The organism is Acaryochloris sp. 'Moss Beach', from assembly GCF_021497025.1.
GTDB lineage: Bacteria > Cyanobacteriota > Cyanobacteriia > Thermosynechococcales > Thermosynechococcaceae > Acaryochloris > Acaryochloris marina_A.
On sequence record NZ_CP071717.1, the window covers coordinates 258140 to 280785 of the forward strand.

General features: G+C 44.6%; 20 protein-coding genes, 1 tRNA gene, 1 other RNA gene and 1 pseudogene. 13 read left to right on the top strand and 10 right to left on the bottom strand.

Going from position 1 to position 22646, the window contains the following annotated elements; all coding sequences use genetic code 11:
* The first annotated feature begins 136 nt into the window (after positions 1-136).
* The 4 genes and pseudogenes from HRE53_RS01230 to HRE53_RS01245 all read left to right on the top strand — a co-directional run bounded on the left by HRE53_RS01230 (position 137) and on the right by HRE53_RS01245 (position 4268).
* Positions 137-952, top strand: a complete 816-nt coding sequence (locus HRE53_RS01230) for a DNA/RNA non-specific endonuclease (protein ID WP_396133440.1) — start codon at positions 137-139, stop codon at positions 950-952.
* A 158-nt stretch (positions 953-1110) separates the two neighbouring features.
* The gene (gene lysA, locus HRE53_RS01235) at positions 1111-2493 is read left to right on the top strand and encodes a diaminopimelate decarboxylase (RefSeq protein WP_235108778.1); all 1383 of its coding nucleotides are present in this window, start codon (positions 1111-1113) and stop codon (positions 2491-2493) included.
* Positions 2494-2603: 110 nt separating this feature from the next.
* On the top strand, positions 2604-3518 hold the full coding sequence (cdaA, locus tag HRE53_RS01240) for a diadenylate cyclase CdaA (RefSeq protein WP_212661860.1): 915 nt from the start codon (positions 2604-2606) through the stop codon (positions 3516-3518).
* Positions 3515-4268: pseudogene (locus HRE53_RS01245) on the top strand (isoprenyl transferase). Before cdaA ends, HRE53_RS01245 begins: the two are co-directional and overlap by 4 nt.
* A 62-nt stretch (positions 4269-4330) precedes the next feature.
* Here the strand turns inward: HRE53_RS01245 and HRE53_RS01250 are convergent.
* The 5 genes from HRE53_RS01250 to HRE53_RS01270 all read right to left on the bottom strand — a co-directional run bounded on the left by HRE53_RS01250 (position 4331) and on the right by HRE53_RS01270 (position 9933).
* Positions 4331-4612, bottom strand: coding sequence for a DUF3143 domain-containing protein (locus tag HRE53_RS01250; RefSeq protein WP_235108779.1), 282 nt, complete (start codon positions 4610-4612; stop codon positions 4331-4333).
* A gap of 190 nt (positions 4613-4802) precedes the next feature.
* On the bottom strand, positions 4803-5261 hold the full coding sequence (locus HRE53_RS01255; protein WP_235108780.1) for a J domain-containing protein: 459 nt from the start codon (positions 5259-5261) through the stop codon (positions 4803-4805).
* 184 nt (positions 5262-5445) lie between these two features.
* Positions 5446-6666 (bottom strand): type II secretion system F family protein, encoded by a 1221-nt coding sequence (locus HRE53_RS01260; RefSeq protein ID WP_212661864.1) that lies wholly within the window; start codon positions 6664-6666, stop codon positions 5446-5448.
* Between the two features lie 69 nt (positions 6667-6735).
* Complete coding sequence (locus tag HRE53_RS01265) at positions 6736-7857, bottom strand: type IV pilus twitching motility protein PilT (RefSeq protein WP_212661865.1); 1122 nt, start codon at positions 7855-7857, stop codon at positions 6736-6738.
* A 69-nt stretch (positions 7858-7926) separates the two neighbouring features.
* Positions 7927-9933, bottom strand: coding sequence for a GspE/PulE family protein (locus HRE53_RS01270; protein WP_235108781.1), 2007 nt, complete (start codon positions 9931-9933; stop codon positions 7927-7929).
* Positions 9934-10552: 619 nt separating this feature from the next.
* On the opposite strand from HRE53_RS01270, the gene grpE reads away from it, so the two are divergent.
* The 5 genes from grpE to rsgA all read left to right on the top strand — a co-directional run bounded on the left by grpE (position 10553) and on the right by rsgA (position 15994).
* Positions 10553-11341, top strand: a complete 789-nt coding sequence (gene grpE, locus HRE53_RS01275; RefSeq protein ID WP_212661869.1) for a nucleotide exchange factor GrpE — start codon at positions 10553-10555, stop codon at positions 11339-11341.
* A gap of 163 nt (positions 11342-11504) precedes the next feature.
* The gene (gene dnaK, locus HRE53_RS01280) at positions 11505-13493 is read left to right on the top strand and encodes a molecular chaperone DnaK (RefSeq protein WP_212661870.1); all 1989 of its coding nucleotides are present in this window, start codon (positions 11505-11507) and stop codon (positions 13491-13493) included.
* Positions 13494-13542: 49 nt separating this feature from the next.
* On the top strand, positions 13543-14667 hold the full coding sequence (dnaJ, locus tag HRE53_RS01285) for a molecular chaperone DnaJ (protein WP_212661871.1): 1125 nt from the start codon (positions 13543-13545) through the stop codon (positions 14665-14667).
* Positions 14664-14924, top strand: a complete 261-nt coding sequence (locus HRE53_RS01290; RefSeq protein ID WP_212661872.1) for a sulfurtransferase TusA family protein — start codon at positions 14664-14666, stop codon at positions 14922-14924. Before dnaJ ends, HRE53_RS01290 begins: the two co-directional genes overlap by 4 nt.
* Positions 14921-15994, top strand: coding sequence for a small ribosomal subunit biogenesis GTPase RsgA (gene rsgA, locus HRE53_RS01295; RefSeq protein WP_212661873.1), 1074 nt, complete (start codon positions 14921-14923; stop codon positions 15992-15994). The genes HRE53_RS01290 and rsgA overlap by 4 nt, the downstream gene beginning before the upstream one ends.
* A gap of 10 nt (positions 15995-16004) precedes the next feature.
* Here rsgA and HRE53_RS01300 read toward each other — a convergent pair whose 3' ends face one another.
* Complete coding sequence (locus tag HRE53_RS01300; protein WP_235108782.1) at positions 16005-16562, bottom strand: SRPBCC family protein; 558 nt, start codon at positions 16560-16562, stop codon at positions 16005-16007.
* A gap of 145 nt (positions 16563-16707) precedes the next feature.
* Here HRE53_RS01300 and HRE53_RS01305 point away from each other — a divergent pair, with 145 nt between their 5' ends.
* Both HRE53_RS01305 and psb32 read left to right on the top strand, forming a co-directional pair.
* On the top strand, positions 16708-17406 hold the full coding sequence (locus tag HRE53_RS01305) for an HAD family hydrolase (protein ID WP_235108783.1): 699 nt from the start codon (positions 16708-16710) through the stop codon (positions 17404-17406).
* Between the two features lie 200 nt (positions 17407-17606).
* Positions 17607-18326, top strand: coding sequence for a photosystem II repair protein Psb32 (psb32, locus tag HRE53_RS01310; RefSeq protein ID WP_235108784.1), 720 nt, complete (start codon positions 17607-17609; stop codon positions 18324-18326).
* Between the two features lie 94 nt (positions 18327-18420).
* Here the strand turns inward: psb32 and HRE53_RS01315 are convergent, their stop codons facing one another.
* Positions 18421-19428, bottom strand: a complete 1008-nt coding sequence (locus HRE53_RS01315) for a septal ring lytic transglycosylase RlpA family protein (RefSeq protein ID WP_235108785.1) — start codon at positions 19426-19428, stop codon at positions 18421-18423.
* 727 nt (positions 19429-20155) lie between these two features.
* Here HRE53_RS01315 and purM point away from each other — a divergent pair.
* The gene (gene purM, locus HRE53_RS01320) at positions 20156-21217 is read left to right on the top strand and encodes a phosphoribosylformylglycinamidine cyclo-ligase (RefSeq protein WP_235108786.1); all 1062 of its coding nucleotides are present in this window, start codon (positions 20156-20158) and stop codon (positions 21215-21217) included.
* Between the two features lie 59 nt (positions 21218-21276).
* Here purM and HRE53_RS01325 read toward each other — a convergent pair whose 3' ends face one another.
* The 3 genes from HRE53_RS01325 to ffs all read right to left on the bottom strand — a co-directional run bounded on the left by HRE53_RS01325 (position 21277) and on the right by ffs (position 22285).
* Positions 21277-21672: a hypothetical protein gene (locus HRE53_RS01325; RefSeq protein WP_235108787.1), complete on the bottom strand. Its 396-nt coding sequence runs from the start codon at positions 21670-21672 to the stop codon at positions 21277-21279.
* 43 nt (positions 21673-21715) lie between these two features.
* Positions 21716-22075 (bottom strand): hypothetical protein, encoded by a 360-nt coding sequence (locus tag HRE53_RS01330; RefSeq protein ID WP_212661880.1) that lies wholly within the window; start codon positions 22073-22075, stop codon positions 21716-21718.
* A 113-nt stretch (positions 22076-22188) separates the two neighbouring features.
* Positions 22189-22285: signal recognition particle sRNA small type (gene ffs / locus HRE53_RS01335), an RNA gene on the bottom strand.
* Between the two features lie 235 nt (positions 22286-22520).
* Between ffs and HRE53_RS01340 the strand changes: the two genes are divergently transcribed.
* A tRNA-Pro gene (locus HRE53_RS01340) sits at positions 22521-22594 on the top strand.
* Positions 22595-22646 lie beyond the last annotated feature (52 nt).

The window sequence follows — 22646 nt, forward strand, 5'->3', positions numbered from 1 at the left end:
ATGGCTGATTGTCAAAGAATTGCTCAATAATATGGACCGGATGCAACTGTTGAATTCAATAGTGGATTGAGAAATAGTGATACGGCTTTTCAAATTACTCCCTGTTAGTCTGGCAAGGAAAATTGCGGGATTGATGATGCGATCGCATCTACCGATCACGGTATTCCTATGTTTTTCACTCTTGACCGGATGTAGCTTCTTCTCAATATTCACCCAATCCAATGTTGACCATCTAGCCCTTGGCAATCCTAGTCAAGCCAGAGTCGTCTTAGCCGACAGTAATAACTATTTGATGAAAAAGCCTCAATTTGCCCTTTCCTACAACCGCAGCAAGGGAATTCCCAACTGGGTGAGTTGGCAGCTCGATCAAACTTGGTTAGGAGATGTCGAACGTCGCAACGATTTTCGAGCGGATCAAAGCTTACCGCCAAAATGGGAGAAAGTGGATGCGAGAGACTATACCCGGAGTGGCTATGACCGAGGGCATATGACCCCTTCTGGCGATCGGACCAATTCAGAAGTCAACAATTCTGCAACCTTCGTCATGACCAATATTGTGCCTCAGCGGCCAGATAACAACCGAGGGCCATGGGTTGACCTGGAGAATTACTGTCGAGACTTAGTTGATGACGGCAAAGAGCTGTTTATCATTGCCGGGGGATATGGGAAACGAGCTGCGATCGCAAAAGGGAAAGTCATTCCTCCCCAAAATCTTTGGAAAATTATCGTCGTCATGGATGAGACCACATTAGGTATAAACGGTATTTCTGCCAATACTCCAGTGATCGCCGTCGATATCCCCAATAAGCAAGGCATTAAATCCCATGAATGGCAACGGTACATCGTCACCGTCGATCATTTAGAACAAGAAACGGGTTATGATTTCCTGCCAAATATCCCTGAATCTATTCAAACAAGATTAGAAAGTCAGAAAGCTACATTAAATTCATGAGAGGCCATACTGCTAACATCGTACTCAGTGCTTTTCCATAATCTGAAACCCTGCAGCAGACACGGCAATAGGGACAGCTGAATATGATAAGATTCTTTGATGGCTCCTGCCGAGTTTAATCCTACCCTGACAAAATCTAAGCCCATTCCGGTCAGTTTATGGTATCCCTCCAACCACCAAGTATCAGCTCATCCACTCCAATAATGGAGACCTCCCCCAACCAGCAAATACTTCCACTATCTGCCGAAATCGATAAAGCAGGACAGATGGTAATTGGTGGATGCTTTGTTACCGAACTCGTTAAGCAATTTGGCTCTCCTTTATACATCGTAGATGAACTGACCCTGAGGACTGCCTGCCAACAGTATCGTCTCGCATTTCAAAAATTCTATCCTGGTCCATCCCAAATCCTCTACGCCTCCAAAGCCTGGAGCTGCATGGCTATCTCTGCACTAGTGGCTAAAGAGGGTTTAGGACTAGATGTGGTATCAGGGGGTGAACTGTACACCGCCTTACAAGCAGGCGTAGATCCTGAAACTATCTATTTTCACGGCAATAACAAATCAGTTACTGAACTAGAAATGGCCCTGTCATGTGGCTGTACCATCATTGCGGACAACTGGCTCGAACTAGAGCAACTTACAGAGCTTCTTTCCTCAATCGACACCCTGCCAAACCCTCCCCGGGTCATGCTAAGAATCACACCTGGCATTGAATGTCATACCCATGAATATATTCGAACGGGACATCTAGATAGTAAATTCGGTTTCGACCCCAATCAAATTGATCAGGTCTTGTCTTTTGCTCAGAAAACCCCTCAAATCGCTTGGGTTGGCTTTCATGCTCATATCGGGTCTCAAATCTTCGAGCTGCAACCTCATCAAGATCTAACCAGCGTCATTGTCGAGTGGTTAGCCAAAGCACAGGCTCTAGGCCTACCCATGGACGAACTCAACATTGGCGGCGGTCTAGGTATTCGTTATGTTGAGTCAGATGACCCTCCCAGCATCACTCAATGGTCAGAGATCGTCTGCAACGGTATTTCGCAAGCCTGTAAGACAGCCAATATCCCATTCCCGAAGCTACTCTGCGAGCCAGGACGCTCTCTAGTAGGTACATCCTGCATTACTGCTTACAAAGTTGGAGCCAAAAAGAACATTCCCGATATCCGTACCTACCTTTCTGTAGATGGTGGAATGTCTGATAACCCCCGCCCCATTACATACCAATCTGTTTACAGTGCTGCCATTGCCAACCGCATGGATTCTTCCGCCACAGAGATCGTTACCATCGCAGGTAAACATTGTGAATCCGGGGACATTTTACTAAAAGATATCGCTCTCCCCCCCAGCCAACCCGGTGATGTTCTGGTCGTAATGGGAACCGGAGCATACAATTACAGCATGGCATCCAATTACAATCGAATATCCCGACCTGCTGCTGTACTTGTGCAGGACGGAGACGCAAGCTTAATTCTTAAAAGAGAAACTTTTCAAGACCTCATTCGTCAAGATTGTCTGCCAAGGCATTTAGAGCAATAGCTGGTTAAATTTCATAGCGATAACCAAGCTTGCCCTCTATTTACTAATATTGCACTGATTACTGATAACGCTAAACTGACATAGGTATACGAGAAGGTTAGGCCAAAGGCATGGACGGGGTTAAGGAATGGCTGATAAACCATGACTGGGTTCAGACCTTCCGTTCCTTAATTGATATCAGCCTTGCTTTAGCTTTAACTTATATGCTGCTTCTCGTCATTGCTGAGCGGCGAACCCTATGGATGGTAAGAGGTGTCGTTTTTCTCGTTCTAGCAACCGTTGCTAGCAAGCTACTGCAATTCAATTACCTCAATCAGTTACTCACCTTCTTACTCATTGGCTCTGCGGTAGCCATGGCCGTCATTCTTCAGTCAGAAGTCCGACGCTTTCTGGAGCAATTGGGGAGAGGCGAACTGTTAAAAATGCTACGTCCTGCACAGCAGGTCACCCAAAATCCCGATAACATCATTGATGAAATTGTCGACGCAATAAAAGAACTCTCCCAAAATCGGACGGGTGCTTTACTCATCATTGAAACTCGAAATATTCCGATTGATGAACGAGACTTTTCAGTGCCAGGAATTAAGTTAAGTGCAGAAATTTCTCGGGAGATAATCCAAACCATCTTTCAGACAACCACCTTATTACACGATGGTGCCCTATTAATCCGAGGCGATCGAATCATATCAGCTGGCGTTATTCTACCTATTTCCGAGCAGACCGCATCTCGCCAACTCGGTACTCGACATCGTGCTGCGATGGGGATCACCGAACGGGTTGACAACTGTGTATGCATCGTTGTTTCTGAAGAAACTGGATCTATCTCATTAGCAGAACAAGGTATACTTAGACGCCCTTTAACCAGCAGTAAGTTGAGGGAATTGTTGGCTGATCGATTAATCTTATCTGTGGATAGAGAAGTTGTTACCCCAAGCTTGAGAAGTTTAGGCAGGAAAATCAGAAAACAAGTCTTTTCTTTGCTTTCTCTCATATTCCCATTGCTCAAATCTCGCAAGAATATATGACATTAAATTCAAGCCTTCCAAAGCAACTCCCTTCAGATTTAGATGTTCAGCGACTACCTAAACATGTCGCCGTCATCATGGATGGTAATGGACGATGGGCCAAGCAGAGAGGATTACCCCGCATTATCGGACATCGTCGTGGGGTAGATACCCTTAAGTCTCTTCTCCGCTGTTGTAAAGATTGGGGCGTACAAGCACTCACAGCATATGCTTTTTCCACAGAGAATTGGGGACGTCCTCTTGACGAAGTGGAATTCTTGATGATGCTATTTGAGAGGGTTTTACGTCGCGAACTACAAGAGATGATCGATGAAGGCGTGCAAATACACTTTGTCGGTGATTTAGAAGCTTTACCGTTGACACTACAAACAGAAATACAGCGGGCTATGGCTGCGACCAAAGATAATCACACCATCAAATTTATCATCGCCACTAATTACGGAGGTCGTAGAGAAATTATCCAAGCATGCCGCGACATTGCTTCTAAAGTTCAACATAATCAAATCCATCTAGATGATATTGATGAAAGTTTATTTGAACGGCATCTTTATACAGCTGGAATCATTGATCCAGACCTGTTAATTCGAACCAGCGGAGAAATGCGGGTGAGTAACTTTCTCTTGTGGCAAATGGCCTATGCTGAGACTCTACGTTACCAAAACCTTATGGCCAGATTTCGATCGGGATGAGTTCCATCAAGCACTCAGAGATTTCCAAGATAGGCATAGAAGATTTGGCAAGGTCAACTAATTATTCAATAAAAACTACATGTTTTTTGTACAAATCAATAATTAGGCAAGGAATAGTACTCGCTAAGGACCTGAGAACACTGCATCTTCAATATCTTGGCGACTTAAAGAATACTTAAAAGTTCGTTGAATATCACGTTCAGTGGAAGCCGCCGGCACATACAAAACAGACAACTCCTCAATATCTAGCCATATTTCTGCCTTCCACTGATCACGCTCAACACGCCAAAGATGCAAATTCTGAGAATCTTGGTGACATCCAAGCTTGTGAAGCCACTGCTCAATTTGGGGGAGAGGGTGATTATATAGTGGAGTTTTAGGATCTGGTAAACATGATTCAGTCATTAGCTAACTCTTACAACTTAGACATTAAATTGATCAATAGTTGGGTGCTTAATTATAAAGACAAATGTTAGGTCAATGAAGGAGATTTAAAGAGCATCCTGACTCATCATACGAGGCTCAATACTACATCTGCCTGAAACCAGGCCAGCATATTTTTAGAAGCAATCGATAGAGCCGCTTTGCGAACTCCTCATACAAACTTCGAACTCACATCAGTTAAAGCAGTAGGTTCTACAAACATCATTTCCCCACGGGCAAACCCCAGTACCACTGCCAGGATTAAACACCCTAAGAAGGTGATACACAAAATTAGTAATGCAACAAGCTCCCCAGGAGACAAAGGACGTTCTTGAATTTGCACCTGTGAAGAGGCCAATGGAGTATCTGAATGGGGTACTTTCTGCACGGGAGTATATTTGACAGACGATACCCCTAAACGATAATCATATGCTTTTCTTAGTTTAGGATTACTCAGAATGCCATAGGCATCATTAAGTTGTTGAAATTTTTGGATAGCCACTTCTTTGGGAAGGGTAGTCGTGTCAGGATGGTAAACCTTACTCTTTTTTCGATAGGCATCATGGATCTTATCACTAGAGGCTTCAGGAGAAAGATCTAACAACTGGTAGAAATTTGGATCTATCGGCATCACTCTAGTTCAAGCTTTTAATTATTCTGTGCTGGAGAATTAAACACTCAAAGAAGCTCCTAATACATATTGTAAGCAAGCCCTATCTCTTAGTCGATAGGGCTTGCTTACAATATGTATTAGGAGCTAGTGAAACTTGGCGTAAATCACACTTAAATTGAGAGAATTACAGAATAGCTTCTGTTTAGCCAATTAGATCGAAGATCTTGAACATAGGTAAATACATAGCTACAAGAATGGAACCAACCATCCCCCCTAACACAACAATCATTAAGGGTTCCATCACACTAGTCATGGCTTTAACTGCCTGTTCTACCTCATCTTCATAAAAGTCAGCAACCTTCATGAGCATCTTATCAATCTCACCCGTTTCCTCCCCCACATTGATCATCTGCGTGGCTAGGATAGGAAAAACTTTCTCTTTCTGCAGAGCTAGACTTAGCATCCCTCCTCCTTGGATTTCGCGACGAGCTTCATCAATAGCATTGGAAACTACCTGATTACCAGCAGTATCTCGCACTATTTCCAGTGAATACAAGATAGGAACCCCTGAACGGGAGAGAGACCCGAAGGTGCGGCAGAATCTAGCTACAGCGGTCTTTTGAATTAGATCACCAAACAGGGGCAACTTAAGCATAATTCGGTCTATCGTTTCTCTGCCTGCCCGTGTTCGATAGTATTGACGGAGTGCAAAACTAGCACCAAAGAAAAAAGCAGCAACCATTATTCCATAGATTGGTGTTCGCAAAAACTCACTGAGGTTCACCATCAGTTGAGTAAATGCTGGCAAATCGCCACCCAATTGGCTAAAAATGCCATCGAAAACAGGAATGAGAAAAATGACCATTCCCAAGAAAATAGATACAGCAATAAATCCAACTACTACTGGGTAAGCAAGAGCTGATCGAATCTGATTTTTGAGACGTGCTTGATCTTCAAGTAGGGTTGCAAGACGATTTAGCACTTCGTCCAAGACACCACCCGTTTCACCTGCTTGAATCATGGCAACATAAAGCTGATCGAAAGCCGCTGGATGGCCTCTCATGGCATCCGACAAACTAACGCCTTGCTGCACAGCAGCATTCACATCTAAAAGTGCTTTTTTCAGCTTAGGATTCTTGCACTGTTCAGACATAACTCCCAACCCTCTTACCAATGCAACCCCGGCATTGACTAAAGCTGAAAATTGTCTAGAGAAAAGAGCCTTATCTTTGACAGTGATGGATTGAAGAAAACTCAGATCAAGCTCAGCACTCATGCTGAAGCCTTGAGATTCCTTGATATCAAGGATTTGTAGTCCTTGACGCTGGATATTTGAACGAGCTTCTTTTTGAGAGGTTGCGCTTACCCTTTTTTGGCTAGATTTACCTTGAGGATCTCGCGCACGAACAACATAAGTTGGCATAACTCAATTCTCAGCAGTTAATGAAAGAAGAATAAATGTAAGGCAATGAGGCCATAAGATGTTCCATACTTATCGCCGATAAGAAGTGGCACCAGCGCCACGTTGATTACCCATAGGGGCTGCTCCCATTAATCGCTGCATTTCATCAGGACGGGATGTCTTGGATACAGCTGATTCAAAGGAAATCGAGCCAGCCTGATAGAGTTCAGCTAGGACTTTCTCTAAAGTAACCATTCCTAACTTTCCTCCAGTTTGAATAGCAGAGTATATCTGAGATGTTTTTCCTTCACGAATTAAGTTAGCAATTCCGGGAGTGGATACCATAATTTCTTGTGCCATGACTCTCCCAAACTCACCTGGTTTCGGATTTTTCCGCGTCACTAGCGTTTGGCTAAATACAGCCACCAAAGAGTTAGACAATTGCACTCGAACTTGAGTCTGTTGCTCAGGCGGAAATACATCTACCATCCGATCAACAGTTTGGGCTGCTGAACTAGTATGAAGTGTCCCAAAAACTAAGTGACCGGTTTCTGCTGCAGAAATAGCAAGTTGAATCGTTTCAAGATCCCGCATTTCCCCTACAAGAATAACATCTGGATCTTCACGGAGAGCAGCCCGCAGTGCATTCGAGAAGCTCTTGGTATCTTCACCAACTTGACGCTGGTGGATCAGGCTTTTAATAGGTTCATAAACAAATTCAATGGGATCTTCGACCGTGAGAATATGTTCAGCCCGAGTTAGATTAATATTGTTAATCATGGAGGCAAGGGTCGTTGTTTTTCCCGAGCCTGTGGGACCAGTCACTAGTACCAAACCACGGGGCTTCTCAGACATTTCTCGGACAATATTTGGTAATCCCAACGTTTCTATAGCAGGAATCTTAGAGCTGAGTGCTCGTAATGCAGCAGCATAAGTACCCCGATCCTTATAGACATTAACCCTAAAACGCGCTAGGCCTCTGACACCGTAAGAGCAATCTAATTCCCATGTTTGCTCTAATTGTTTTCGTTGAGTATTATTCAGCATGCTAAAGATAAGACGCTGACATTGCTCTTGACTCAGTGGATCATAATCAGTAGGAGTTAATTTTCCGTTGATACGAATGTAGGGAGGTAAGCCTACTGAGAGGTGTAAATCAGAGCCTCCTCGCTCAACGACTTCTTCCATTAGGTCTTCAATCATGTAGTCCATAAATTGCCTCTTAATATTCCCAGCTAGAGTAAATTGATTGATACAAAAAATATTTCATGGATTCCTGTATTAATCTTGGAATCTTGGTGTAGTGCAATAGGGACAATCTAACCACTCGGGTCTTAAATCTGCATTACACACTCGACAAGTTAGAGATGTTTTACGCTTAGCTTTAAGTTCAGCCTCTAGACCACTATCGGTAAAGGTAACTCGTTCAACTTCAGCGAGGGTAGTATCCCCTTTCTTAACTAGTTCTAGGCTATAAGCTAGAAGGGTTTTCATCCCTTCTTCAACTGCCACCTCTTTAATCCGCTCAGTAGGTGCCCCTTCAGTAATTAATGTTTGCAGGGTTTCAGTGATTTGCATAACTTCGTAAACACCACAACGCCCTTTATACCCAATACCGTTACATTTTGAACAAACTGTTTGTCCTGTAGCTTGAGCTGTTTGAAGTTCATCAGCTGATAACGAATTAGCTTTGTAGAAGGTGATCTCTGTTCCTGGAGAAGCAGATAGCCCAAATCGACCTAGCTCAGAGGGAGAAGGTTGATAGGGAACTTTACAGTCTGAACATACTCGCCGTACCAAACGCTGGGCAACAACCCCCAATAAGGACGCCGAAACCATGAATGGCTCGACTTCCATTTCTGCAAGGCGAGCAACAGCACTAGCAGCATCATTCGTATGCAGAGTCGTTAACACAAGGTGTCCTGTTAGTGCTGCTTCAATGGCTGTTTTAGCAGTTTCTTTATCTCGGGTCTCACCTACTAGAATGACATCTGGATCTTGTCTTAGAAAAGCTCTCAAAATTGAGGCAAAGTCCATTCCTTTTTCTCGAATCACCTGGACTTGGGTCAGGCCTGGGAGGGTATATTCAATTGGATCCTCAGCGGTACTGATGTTGACACCCGGGTGATTACATTCAGCTAAGGCAGAATAGAGAGTAGTGGTTTTACCAGAACCAGTAGGTCCTGTTACTAAAATCAGGCCAAAAGGTCTACTGACCATCTCTCTAACGATGTTTAAACTATCTTCGTCTGCAACAAGTTTGTCTAATCCCAGTTGAGTCGAGGAGTTATCCAGAATACGAAGTACAATCTTCTCTCCATATCGGCTCGGTAAGGTATTAACCCGAAAGTCAATCTTGCGTCCCTGAAAAAGTCGCCGGATGCGACCATCTTGAGGAAGGCGACGCTCAGCAATATCTAACTCTGAAATGATTTTGAAACGGGATATAACAGCAGGAATAATCTTCCTGGGCAGTGGATCGAAGGCCTGTTGAAGCACACCATCTTTACGGAATCGAACACGAAGGTGATCTTCTTGCGGTTCAATATGAATATCAGATACACCGCTCTGCAAGGCTTTAGCCAGAATTTTGTTAACTAAACCAATAATGGGAGCCGTTTCTGCATCTTGCAGGGCTGCCCCGAGGTCAGTCTCAAGTTCATCAGTAGGGAGATCGTCTAGACCTGCGATCGCATCTAAGTCATCGTCTAAATCAAACTCAATCGGTTTTTCATTAGCTTTTTGCTGAGCAGCTTGCTGATCGAGATACTTACTGATGAGTTGCTGATAGTCTTCAACCGCAATCACCATGCGTTGCAAGGTCAGATTTTTCTCCCTTAGAATTCGTCCTAGATCGTCCAGAGCACCTAAATTATCTGGATCAACCATTGCAACCAGCAACGTTGCCGGGTCCGTTTCTTGATCAAGGGTTAGGGGGACCAACTGATAGCGTCGACATAAGTCAAGAGAAATATAATTCTGGATCAATTCTTCGATTTGATCCGTCGGAATTTGGCTTAACTCAAGATCTAAGGAGTCGATGCCATAAAGGATCTTTAGTTCAAAAAGTTGTTGTCGTTTATATTGGCGTAGGAGTTCTGGTGGTAAAGACTGTCCAGTAAGTCCCTGAAGAATTTCGACAAGAGAACGTCCGGAGCGTCGACTTTCTAAGGTCGCTTCCCGCATTTGGTCTTGGTCAACATAACCTGTTGAAATCAGCTTATTGCCAAAAGGGGAAAAATTGTGCCGAGTAACTAGAGCACGCCGCTGTGAGGAAGAGTTAACCATAGCGATGAAAGCGAAAGACCTAACCGTGGATATGTAGCTTGAAAATAGACTTCCTTGCCAAGTCGAGGCAATGGCGAGGCTGTTCTCAGCATGCCCACATTTTTTGAGGTTTTTACAATCTTCTCGGGCACCAAGAATTCTACCCCTCTTGACATCAGCAATTTCAGCGTTCAAGTTAGCCAGACTGTGAATATCTGATATAAGGGGAATTTTGGGGAAAATTGCTAGAGTATATCTAGGATCAAAACATCCTCAACGTTAATGTTCTCAGCCGTTATTTATCATTGGGTGCCATTATTGGCCTTATTAAGTTTAGATAGTTCAAATTCTCGATATATGATAAATTTTTGCTCCAAATCTCTACTTAAGATTGGCATAGCAATATAAAATCAAGTTGTGGAGACAACTGAGAGTCAGGCTACTTATATTCAAGCTTGAATCAGCAGCAGTAGAAGACTCCCAGACTTTGGGAAGCTTTAATGCTCTCATATATGAGCAGGTCTGAGATACCATACGATTAATTACACTGAAACATGTTCGTTAAAGCACACAACACATTAAGGTTGTAGAACTGCGAAACAAACTGTTTGTTGATGGAAGTAAAGAAAATAGGAACATCATGAGCGAAGACGCGAAGCAGCACGAGAATACTGAGGCTAACGATGTAAGTTATTCGGATGAATCTTCGCTTCATCAGGATGATTCAAACTCAGAGTACGAAGAATTAGTGGTAGACGATTCTGAAGAGTTGTCCATAGATACTTTAGAAGAACTTGTTTCATCTGCCTCGCCTGACAATGAGACCAATAGTTCGACCGCATCACCAGAAGAATTGCCAATATCTGAACAAGCAGACTCGTCAGAGGCACTGTCTCAGTTAGCCACAGAAGTTGAAGCTTTGAAGAGTCAATTAGACGAACGCACTAGTCAATATGTAAGAATCGCAGCGGATTTCGAGAACGTTCGCAGACGTACAGCACGTGAGAAAACAGATTTAGAACAACGGGTAAAACGAGATACTCTCAGTGAGCTACTTCCCGTTATTGATAGCTTTGATCGGGCCAGATCTCATATCAACCCTCAAACCGATCAAGAAGAAAATATTCACAACAGTTACCAAGGAGTCTACAAACAGTTAGTGGATTGTCTTAAGCGCATTGGGGTAGGACCGATGCGATCTAAAGGACAACCCTTTGACCCCAACCTCCATGAAGCAGTAATGCGCGAACCCACTAACGAGTTCGAGGAAGGTATGGTTGTTGAAGAATTAGTCAGCGGGTATTTGTTAGGTGAACAGGTTTTACGACATGCAATGGTAAAAGTTGCTGCTCCTTTAGAACAAGAAGAGCCTGAAGCCGTTACTGAGGAAGAGGTTGCTGAGGAAGCTGAAAACGCTGTCTCTGAATAACTTTGCCAGGGTCTAATTCGTTCCCTTCACACCTATTTTTTAGGTTAATTTGCAGAAGGTTGATTAAATTCATGGGCAGATGAGGCACCCTACAGTATGAGGAGCATTTTAGAAAGCTCAATACATTTAATCAAGCATAATTGCTGTTTGCTGCGAAAAAGTTATGGGTAAGGTCATTGGTATTGATCTAGGAACAACGAATAGCTGTGTTGCTGTTCTTGAAGGGGGGAAACCTGTCGTTATCCCTAATACTGAGGGTGGGAGAACGACCCCTAGTATTGTTGGTTTTGCTAAATCTGGGGACCGCCTAGTTGGCCAACTTGCCAAACGACAAGCAGTCACCAATGCTGAAAACACCATTTTCAGTATTAAACGTTTCATCGGTCGCAGATGGCAGGAAACGGAAACGGAAAGATCTCGTGTAGCTTATACCTCCGTTCCTGGCAAAGATGAAACTGTTGATGTTCAGATTCGAGGGAAAAACTATACACCTCAAGAAATTTCAGCAATGGTTTTACAGAAGCTGAAGCAAGATGCTGAAGCTTACTTGGGAGAGGCAGTATCTCAAGCTGTAATCACAGTTCCTGCTTATTTCAGTGATGCCCAGCGCCAAGCCACAAAGGATGCAGGAACCATCGCTGGATTAGAAGTTCTACGGATCATCAACGAACCTACTGCAGCTTCTTTATCTTACGGTCTGGAAAAGCAAGAAGAAGACCATAAAATTCTAGTCTTTGACTTAGGTGGTGGCACCTTCGATGTCTCCATATTACAGCTAGGGGATGGCGTATTTGAGGTCAAGGCCACTGCTGGCAACAATCACCTCGGTGGGGATGACTTTGACGAATCTATTTTGAGATGGATGTTAGAAAGTTTTCACCAAACTGAATCTATTGATCTATCAAAAGACAAAATGGCGCTGCAGCGATTACGGGAAGCAGCGGAAAAAGCCAAAATTGAGCTATCCAGCACGATCACGACCTCCATTAACTTGCCATTCATTACGGCTGATGAAACGGGTCCCAAGCATTTGGAGATGGATTTAACCCGAGCTAAATTTGAAGAGTTAGCCGCTGAACTGGTAACAGGAACGATGGAACCTGTTGAACGGGCACTTAAGGATTCAGGCTTACAAGCTGAAGACATCGAGCGCATCATTTTGGTAGGAGGCTCAACCCGAATTCCTGCAGTCCAAGAAACAGTCAAACAATACTTTGGCGGTCAAAGTCCTGATCGTTCTGTAAATCCTGATGAATCGATTGCCCTGGGTGCAGCCATTCAAGCTGGCGTATTGGGAGGAGAAGTTAAGGATCTATTGCTACTGGACGTATCCCCTCTGTCGATGGGCATTGAAACGTTGGGGGGGGTATTCACCAAAATTATTGACCGTAATACAACCTTACCTACTAGTCGTTCTCAAAGCTTTTCAACCGCAACAGATGGGCAAACCTGTGTAGAAATCCAGGTTTATCAGGGCGAGCGAGCGATGGTGAAAGATAACAAGTGTCTCGGCCGCTTTGAATTAACCGGCATACCTCCGGCACCGAGGGGTGTACCTCAAATTGAAGTCACTTTTGATATTGATGCTAATGGAATTCTCAATGTTTCTGCCCAAGATAAAGGAACGGGGCGTGAACAAAGTATTCGTATCTCTAATACAGGTGGTTTAAGCAGCTTAGAAGTTGAGAGAATGCGCCAAGAAGCCCAAATATATGCTGATCAAGATCAGCAATTGAAAGAAGTCGCACACCAAAAAAATCAGATTGATAGCATGCTCTACAGCTGTAGTGCTACTTTAAAGGACAACGCGAGTACAGTTTCTCCAGAACTCAAGCAACGGGCCGAACAGGCAGCCGCTGAACTTAAGGTTTTAGCAGACCAACCTGATGTCACAGCAGAAACCTTGAAGCTTCGCATAGATACGCTTCAGCAGGTACTCTTAGATATTGGGGCTGAAGTTTATCAACAATCGGCAACAAACTCGCCATCGCCTAATGATGTTTATAATCCGAGTGACGTTTATAATAGTCAACCTAGCACTGTAGTAACTCCTGATCCAGGTTCAGAGCCTTCAGAACCACTGGATGATGACTCCACCATTGTTGGAGACTTCGATGATACGGTTATCACTGACTATGAAGCCGTAGATTAGGAGTTAGGTGCGTTGCCAGCTTAATTAGTGACCTAAGTAAGAACCATATATGGCCCGCGACTACTACGACATTCTAGGTGTTTCCCGCAGCGCCGACCCCGATGAGCTCAAACGTTCCTATCGACGTTTAGCTCGTAAGTATCATCCTGATGTCAATAAAGAATCAGGGGCCGAAGAGACTTTTAAGGAAATCAACAAAGCCTACGAAACTTTATCCGATCCACAAATGCGGGGACGGTATGACCAGTTTGGCGAAGCAGGTGTTAGCTCTGCAGCTGGGGCAGGCTATCAAGACTTTGGCGACTTCGGTGGATTTGCAGATATCTTTGAAACCTTTTTTAATGGTTTTGGAGGGAGTCCACAATCAGGCAGACGTCGCTCAGGTCCAGCACGTGGTGAGGATCTGAGGTTTGATCTCAAACTGAAGTTTAGAGAAGCAGTATTTGGAGGAGAACAGCAAATTCGCATTTCTCATCTAGAAAGCTGTAAAACTTGCGAAGGTAGTGGTGCAAAACCTGGTACTCGCCCTCAAACCTGCGGCACTTGCCAGGGGGCAGGTCAGGTTCGACGCATGACCCGCACGCCTCTAGGAAACTTTACCCAAGTGTCTGTTTGTCCAGCTTGTAATGGCCAAGGACAGACTGTTTCGGAGAAATGTGATAGTTGCGGTGGACGAGGGCAAAATCAAGTCAGTAAGAAATTACAAATCAAAATTCCAGCCGGCGTAGATACGGGAACCCGATTGCGCGTTTCCAATGAGGGAGATGCAGGCCAAAAAGGTGGCCCACCAGGCGATTTATATGTCTATCTATTTGTCCAAGAAGATTCAGAATTTCGAAGGGATGGTACTAATGTCCTTTCAGAATTCAAGATCAGTTATTTGCAAGCTATTTTGGGAGCCCAATTGCCCCTAACAACGGTAGATGGGGAAGAAGACATTACCATTCCTGCAGGAACGCAACCCGGCACTGTGTTAACGCTAGAGAATCATGGTGTCCCCCGTTTAGGTAATCCAGTCAGTCGGGGAGATCATTTAATCACGATTATTATCGATATCCCTAACCGTATCTCCCCAGAAGAACGTGAGTTGTTGGTTCAGCTCGCTAGTATTCGAGCTGAGCAAACAGGCAAAGGCGGAATCGAAAGTTTCCTAGGGGGCATTTTTGGCCGATGACGGAACCCTGTCCGCCGCGTTTACCAACATCAGATGATCAGATCGATTTAAGGGGGACACCTTGCCCCCTCAATTTTGTTCGCACCAAGCTACATCTGCAAAAAATGGCACCTGGATCATTGTTAGAAGTCTGGTTAGATCCTGGCGAACCCATTGAGCAAGTACCCGATAGCCTCAAAATGGCTGGTTATGAAATTGAACAATTACAAGACTGTTCAGGTTTTTACGCTTTGCAAGTCAGATCAGCTGATGTATGAATAAGCAGACCGATACTCCGTTAACGGGAACAGTGTTAGCTGTTCAGGCCAACTTTTATCAGGTACAGCTGCAAGAAGCACAAAATCATCCCTCTGATCAGTTACTCTGCACTCGCCGCTCTCGCCTCAAAAAGCTAGGCCAACAGGTGATGGTCGGGGATCAAGTGGTTGTAGAAGAACCGGATTGGCTAGGGCAACGGGGTGCGATCGCAAGTATTCTCCCCCGTCAATCCCAACTTTCTCGTCCGCCCATTGCTAATGTCAATCAAATCCTATTGATGTTTGCCTTGACGGAGCCCAAATTAGACCCCCAACAATTGACCCGATTTTTGGTCACAGCGGAGCAGACCCACCTGCCCATTGTGCTTTGCTTCAATAAGCGGGATTTAACCTCCTATGCCACGCAAAAAGCTTGGCGCGATCGTATGAAACAGTGGGGGTATGATCCTATTTTGATTAGTCTCCAAACAGGGGTGGGGTTAAAAGCGCTTGAGCGTCCTCTCAAACAACGCATCACTGTGGCATCAGGACTATCAGGGGTGGGAAAATCCAGTCTCATAAATCATTTCATTCCAGAAATCGACTTGCGTGTAGGCCGTGTCTCTGAACGGTGGGGCCAGGGTCGTCACACCACTCGACATGTCGAGCTATTTGAACTCTCCAAAGGAGGCTTTTTAGCGGATACCCCTGGTTTTAACCAACCCAGCTTAGACAACATTCTGCCAGCCCAGTTAGGACGGTGTTTTCCAGAAATCCGGCAACGGCTTTCCCAATCCCAATGCCAGTTTAAGGATTGCCAGCATATTAATGAACCCAACTGTGCCGTTAGAGGAGACTGGGAGCGCTATCCTTATTACTTAAATTTGCTGGCAGAGGTGACAGAGGAACATGCCAAGCGACAGATGATGGCAGCTACTGAAGACCGAACGAAACGCAAATCCGGCAAGCGGGGCAAAGTCCAAAATGAGCCCAAGTTAGAAACGAAGCGCTATCGTCGCCCATCCCGTCGACAGCTCCAACAAGATCTCCAAAATATTGATTTAGATCATCTTGAACATTCGTCATCTTGATGGGGAGTTGCTACTCACCATAAACTTGGTATAACCTTTGGCGGATCGCTATAAGATTTCGAGGTAGGTCTTTCCCAAGCTGCAGTTCTATTGCTTTCACCGGAATTAAGCGCGTTGGGCAGACCTGCAAGGTATAGGCTAAGGTTGTGCCTGGCTGATCTTCAGCCACTATCATTTTCCAAGAGCCTGCAAAGGCATTAAAGTCACCTTCAACCATCTCAAATCGAATGGCATGGGGAAAGTCTTCCACCATATCGAGCACAACCCGGGCCGAGAATTTTAGAAATAACGCATTTTTAACACCGATTTGTTCAATGCGAATACTTTCTGGATGGGGTAAACGCTCACTTTTAGCCAGGTTGGGAATAAAATCTGCTAGGGCTTCATAGTCAATGAGGACATCCCAGATCTGCTCAGGTGAAAAGGGCAAAGAAATCTGAGCTTGGATTTGCCGATGTCGTTTTTCTAATTTTTTTGTTTCTAGAGTGACAGCGGCCAACTCTTCAGGAGTAATGTCTGGACTCAGCTGTTCATCCGGAGTATCTATGAGGCTTAAATCATTATCCATGCTGCATCTGAAAGCGATAGAAGGTCAGTATTAGCATCCCTAATAGAATTCAAGGACTAGTGATAACACGTTACAATACTTAAAATATACCTTTCTCAAATAAAGTATCTGCATTGTTCCGCAATGACTTGAAAAAGATGGTTCGATGCCCCGATTAATTACAGATTTTGATGGTCCAATCGTTGATGTATCTGAACGGTATTATCAGGTTTATCAATATTGTCTAACCACTATTGCTAGGCCAGGGCAAACCATAACCCCTCTCACTAAGCCGGAATTCTGGTCTCTCAAACGTTCAAGAATCCCAGAAACCCAAATTGGCATCAATTCAGGGCTCGATGATTCACAGGCCCAGGACTTTGCCCAGTTACGCCGAATCACTGTTCATACGATGCCCTATTTTCAGCATGATCTGATCATTCCCTGTGCCCGAGCTGCGCTGCAGAAACTCCAGTCTACGGGAGTAGAACTTGTGGTGATGACCATGAGACGAACTCGAGAATTAGATTTTGCTCTGTCGAATTATGGTCTAGACAGGTTCTTCCGGCCTGAGCAGCGGTATTGTCTGGCCAATGACTATATAAAAACCCAAGATATTGAAGATAAAACCCTGCTGATGCAAAAGGCAATGCAGGAATTACTCCCAGATCAAACATGGATGTTGGGTGATACGGAAGCGGACATCATTGCAGCCCAGTCCCAAAACCTACCTGCGATCGCAGTTTTGTCTGGCATTAGAGATCAAACTCAACTTTCTGCCTATAGTCCTAACTACATATTGGACGACATTGCTGCAGCCACGGACTTAATCCTTGAGCAGATTTTGATATCCAGTCCCTCTTAAGCAATAGCTGCCACAGTACTTAGGCGGTTTCACCCTCGATTCAACTTTAATCAATCAAAGACTTAAGCAACTCTTATCAGCTTCATTACAATTGTTGATCCCAAGGCAACGGATCAATAGTATGAATAGAGTGAATTGCTTGCATACACTGCTGCATACACAGTGGCTCATTGAAATACATTGATTGAAGGTTATCTAGGATGAAAGTTCAACTCAACAAATTATGGGATTGGAAGGAACAACTACAGCGGTGGTTGATTGTTGGCCTGCTCACCCTTCTGGTCGGATTACCGCTTTGGTCTCCCCCAGCGTTGGCAACCGTTGTTGAGGATATCCCCAATCTTTCCGTGAGTCAGTCGACGTGGTTAGCCGACAAAGCAGAACTACTCAGCGTCGTTACCGAGCGTTCGGTCAATAAAACCCTTAAACAAATATCCCGGCAGACCGGGACAGACGTTCGGGTGATTACCATTCGAGGTCTGAATTATGGTGAAACAGCAGACAGTTTTGCGAACACCTTATTTGAACAGTGGTTTCCTACAGCAGAAGATCAAGCCAACCAAGTCTTGTTGGTTTATGATGCTCGCACCAATGCCCCTGCTATTCTAGTGGGCCAAGAAGCTCAGAAAGTGCTTTCCGAAGAAATAGCTCACAGTATTGCCTTTGATAATCTGCTTATTCCGATTCGTAAAGGCAACTATAACGAGGCCTTTATCGGAGCTGGGGATCGATTCTCAGCTGTGATCACCGGACAAGAAGATCCCGGTCCACCTGAAGTTGAAGTCACCGCTTTTTCTGAAAGTAATTTCCGCACTGCTGAAGAGACCAATGACACCAACTCAGCAGTACTAGTCGTTGTCCTATTGCTCTTGGCGACAGCCATTCCAATGCTGACCTATTTCTACTATCAGCGAAGTTAGAAAATCGTCTCATCCTGATTTTCTAGGAATTAGATTAAAAAAGACAGCCTCTAATAAGAGGCTGTCTTTTTTAATCTAGAAAGCTCATTCGTGGCTATTGCAGAATATCCATCTGTACAGGAGCTACGCCACTACTAGTAACACCGATCAGTTGAGCAGCACCTTGGGATAAATCAATGATTCGCCCAGGAATAAAAGGTCCACGATCATTGATTCGCACAACCACAGAACGTCCGTTATACAGATTGGTTACTTTAACTCGGGTCCCAAAGGGCAAGGTTTTATGAGCTGCGGTCAACGCATTCTGATTATAAACTTCACCATTTGCGGTGTAGTTACCATGAAAGCCTGGTCCATACCAAGAAGCTTCACCACTCACCTGATACCGAACAGATGCTGCGGCAATTGCAGGCGAAGGAGGCTTAGGACGACCGGGAATATCCTTTAATGCCACCGTACTGCCCATTTGACGACGCAGCAGATTCGTAATCTTGAGTGCATCATCTCCCATATCTTTGGTGGTTTTGGGAAGGACAGTTAGCTCGCTCATTTCCAGGATGTGAGCATCTCCTGTCTTAATCACATAGCTCTCGCGCTCTTTATCCCAAATGACCTTAATGTTATTGGCATCAACCCCATCTCGCTCCAACTGATTAATCTTGGCTGCAACGGTTGTGGCTCGCCAGACTGGATTTTGCTGATTTGCCTCGGGTTGAGATGTTTCTGATTTGGCTGTAGCTACTTTCTCAGTTTGAGCAGACTTTTCCGTCCCGAGAAATGTAACGACGGGAATGTTGCGCACATATAAAGTAGCGGCAGAACGACCGGCCTTTTCATAGGCGTGAATTTTTGCGATCGCAGGCTGGTCACTAACGGCTTCATTAGGTTGGCTGTCTCCAACTTTGACCGCATCGGCATCTTGAGCTTTTTCAGAAGCATCAACCTCATTCGGAGAGTCTGTTGATGCCTCTTGCTCACGAACTGTCTCTGGAATAGACTTCTCTACTTCTAGGGTTTGGTTGGCCTCACTCGTGCTTAGTGCGCTCACAACAGATACCGTGAGTGCAGCCGCTAGGCCAGTTAAAACCAGTTTGTTTCTCATGAATGTTCTTGCCTGGAGAGTATAGAAGGACAAGATTGAAAGCAGTCACCTTTAACACAAAATACGGAGGAGACTCTAGTTACCTTTACAGGATTCAATCTTCCTTTACAGAACTTAATTACCCTATCACGAACGCTAGGTCGCTGAAATCAGGGATCTTGCTGAGACAAATACCTAAACTCGTATATTGCGAACATCATCTCATTGGGATTCACTGATGCTTAAAACGCTGAAAGCAAGAAAAATTCATATCTTCAGGCGGTCAGGAACTCAAGATAATTGATTAGTAAAAACTATCAGTACTTTTTTTGTTGTTTGAATATTCAAATACTTTAGTCAATTAAAGCCATCTATTTTAATTGCTATTTTTAGCACAGGAATAATATCAGCAGTTACAAACATCATTAAAACTTCTAGACATATTCTCATCATCCACAAAGCTAGATCCTGCTATATATATAGCTAGTAGAGCTTTCAATCAGATTTTATAGCGACAGAAACCAGAGCATTCATAGGTGATGTTTATCGATCAGTTTTGGTAAATTTATTAATAGTAGATGGCCGCAAGAACTAAGAGGTAGATACCATTCCTAGTAGGCTATTTTCGCTGGCATTACTTTGACCATTAGCTATAGCTAGTTCGATTTGATCCTGACAATGTATTGCTTTGAAGGATCATAATCTGTCATCATGACATGCTGCTCTTAGGAATCGGAAAGGTTTGGGCATGGATTATCGTGAAGCTGGTGTGAACATACAGGCAGGGCGGACCTTTGTCAGTGATATCAAGCAGATGGTAGCTGACACTGCTCGCCCGGAAGTCCTAGGCAATCTAGGGGGGTTCAATGGCCTATTTCAATTACCGACTGGCTATCAAGAACCCATTTTGGTCTCAGGGACTGATGGCGTCGGCACTAAGCTGAAATTAGCCCAAGCGCTCAATCAACATCACACCGTCGGCATCGATCTAGTCGCCATGTGTGTCAATGATGTGCTGACCTGCGGGGCAGAGCCTTTATTTTTCCTGGATTATCTCGCCACTAGCCAACTTCAACCTGAACAGCTCAAGCAAGTTATTGCCGGGATCGCCCAAGGCTGCAAGATGTCTGGATGTGCTCTTTTAGGGGGAGAGACAGCAGAAATGCCTGGGTTTTATCAGCCCAGTGAATATGACTTAGCAGGCTTTTGTGTTGGAATCGTCGACAAACAGAAACTCCTGAATGGCACCAACATCCACATGGGAGATACTGTGATCGGTTTAGCGAGTCAGGGTGTTCACAGTAATGGCTTTAGTCTAGTTAGAAAGATCGTTGCGGAAGGCATTAATCCCCATCGCTCAGAACCTGGATGGAACTGGCAAGACTGCCCTGAAAGACTAGGAGGAATGAGCCTAGGGGAAACCCTTCTCACTCCGACTCAAATTTACGTCAAGCCCGTTTTGTCTGCTCTTCGCTCTGGCCTAGACATTCACGCCATGGCCCATATTACTGGGGGCGGATTACCTGAAAATGGACCTCGATGCTTACAACAGGACCAATCCCTACAGCTCAGCGTCGGACAATGGCCAATCCCACCTATTTTTGAATGGCTAGCAGCGGCTGGCAAGGTTAGCCAAGCCAATATGTTTGACACCTTCAATATGGGTATCGGATTTATGTTGGTCGTTGCTCCTGAACAAACCCAGGCAACCTTAAACTGGTTTGGTGAACATCAAATTTCTGCCTACGAGATTGGCTCAGTGGTCTCTGGAGATCAGTCAGTGCTGGGATTACCACATGCTGAGAGTTAAAAATAAGTCGTAATTGAAGTCCAGAGGCACTCAGGTATACCAGAGCCCATGAATGCTCTCTAACAAGACTCCCAATCTGGACAAGAATCCGTTGGAACACCATAGGGATGCATGCCACACACTAGAAATGCTTCTCCATAGGTTTTGCCATGGTAATGGCGGCAACCAACGCAAGCAGGCTGCTGATCGAATAAAGGATAAAGCCGTTGCGTTAAAGGCGAGGCCAGTTCTTCCAGCTCATGCTCAAACGCGACAAGCTCCACAACGATAGGGTCAAGAAGCTCATCTAGTCCCTGTTCAATCTCTTTCACTAAGGGTTCAACATACTCATCTACCCCTTGCTCAATCTGGATAAGAGTTTGATCAAGCACGTCTACAGAAGCATCAATAAGCTGTTCAGATTGAAGGAAAACTTGCTGTAGAAATGCTTGTACATCCTTCGAAAAATCATTCATAAATAGTCCCTCTACTGGAGCTAGACATTACAAGGAACGTTCTTTATGAATCTTGAAGACGACGTAGTTCTTCTTCGAGCTCGTTAACTTGCGCTTGAATATCCTCTGATTCAGATGGAGGAGTTTGTTCAGCTTCATCTCCCGTCACCAGTTCAATCGTTTGAGGCTGATCGGGATAAGGAACCTCTTCGACCGAGACTTGTGTAGGGGTGTCATTAAATTGATTGAGCCACCGATTCGCCTCATCAGCATTCATCTCACCGCGACGAATCATTTCGTCAGCCAGTTGCTGGGCCCGCTCTTGGATTTCAGCGACTTTATTACCCGCCTGTTCACCTGCATAGGAGGCAACGCCAACTCCAAGGTAAAAGGCCTTTTTGACAAAATCAGGAAGGTCGTTCATTGCCTATTAGAAATCCAATCGTATTATGGAACAGAGATAAAGGGCCGATCTAAGATCTTGGACGTAATGTGGCGATTTTAGTCTCCCTCAAAATCATTATATCCAAATACAAAAGTGACCCGGAGTCCACGCCTATCACAAGCATCCCGTATTGCTGCTACCTTCCGGTCCTGACAAGATTGAGGCGTTGTAATCGCATGGGTCCGAGTCAACATATAGTCTAGCATCGTTGCCTCGGGTTTATCCAATAAAATGCAAAAAAAGGGCATCAACGACTGGCCGTGTTTCGTCTTGATGCCCTTTTTTTAGTTCGCTCCTCACACAGTGGTGATTATATATAATCTCTTGCCAGTTGTCACCTTTAAACAAACTTTTGACCCGTCTGAATGGAACGCCATCCTAATGCTAGGCTAAGGTGTAGGAGTGTTCAATACGAACTCTGTGACGGGATGTAGCGCAGCTTGGTAGCGCACTTCGTTCGGGACGAAGGGGCCGGAGGTTCAAATCCTCTCATCCCGATTTTATTTAGAAAAATCGCTGCTATTCAACAGCTATATCACTGACTTCTACT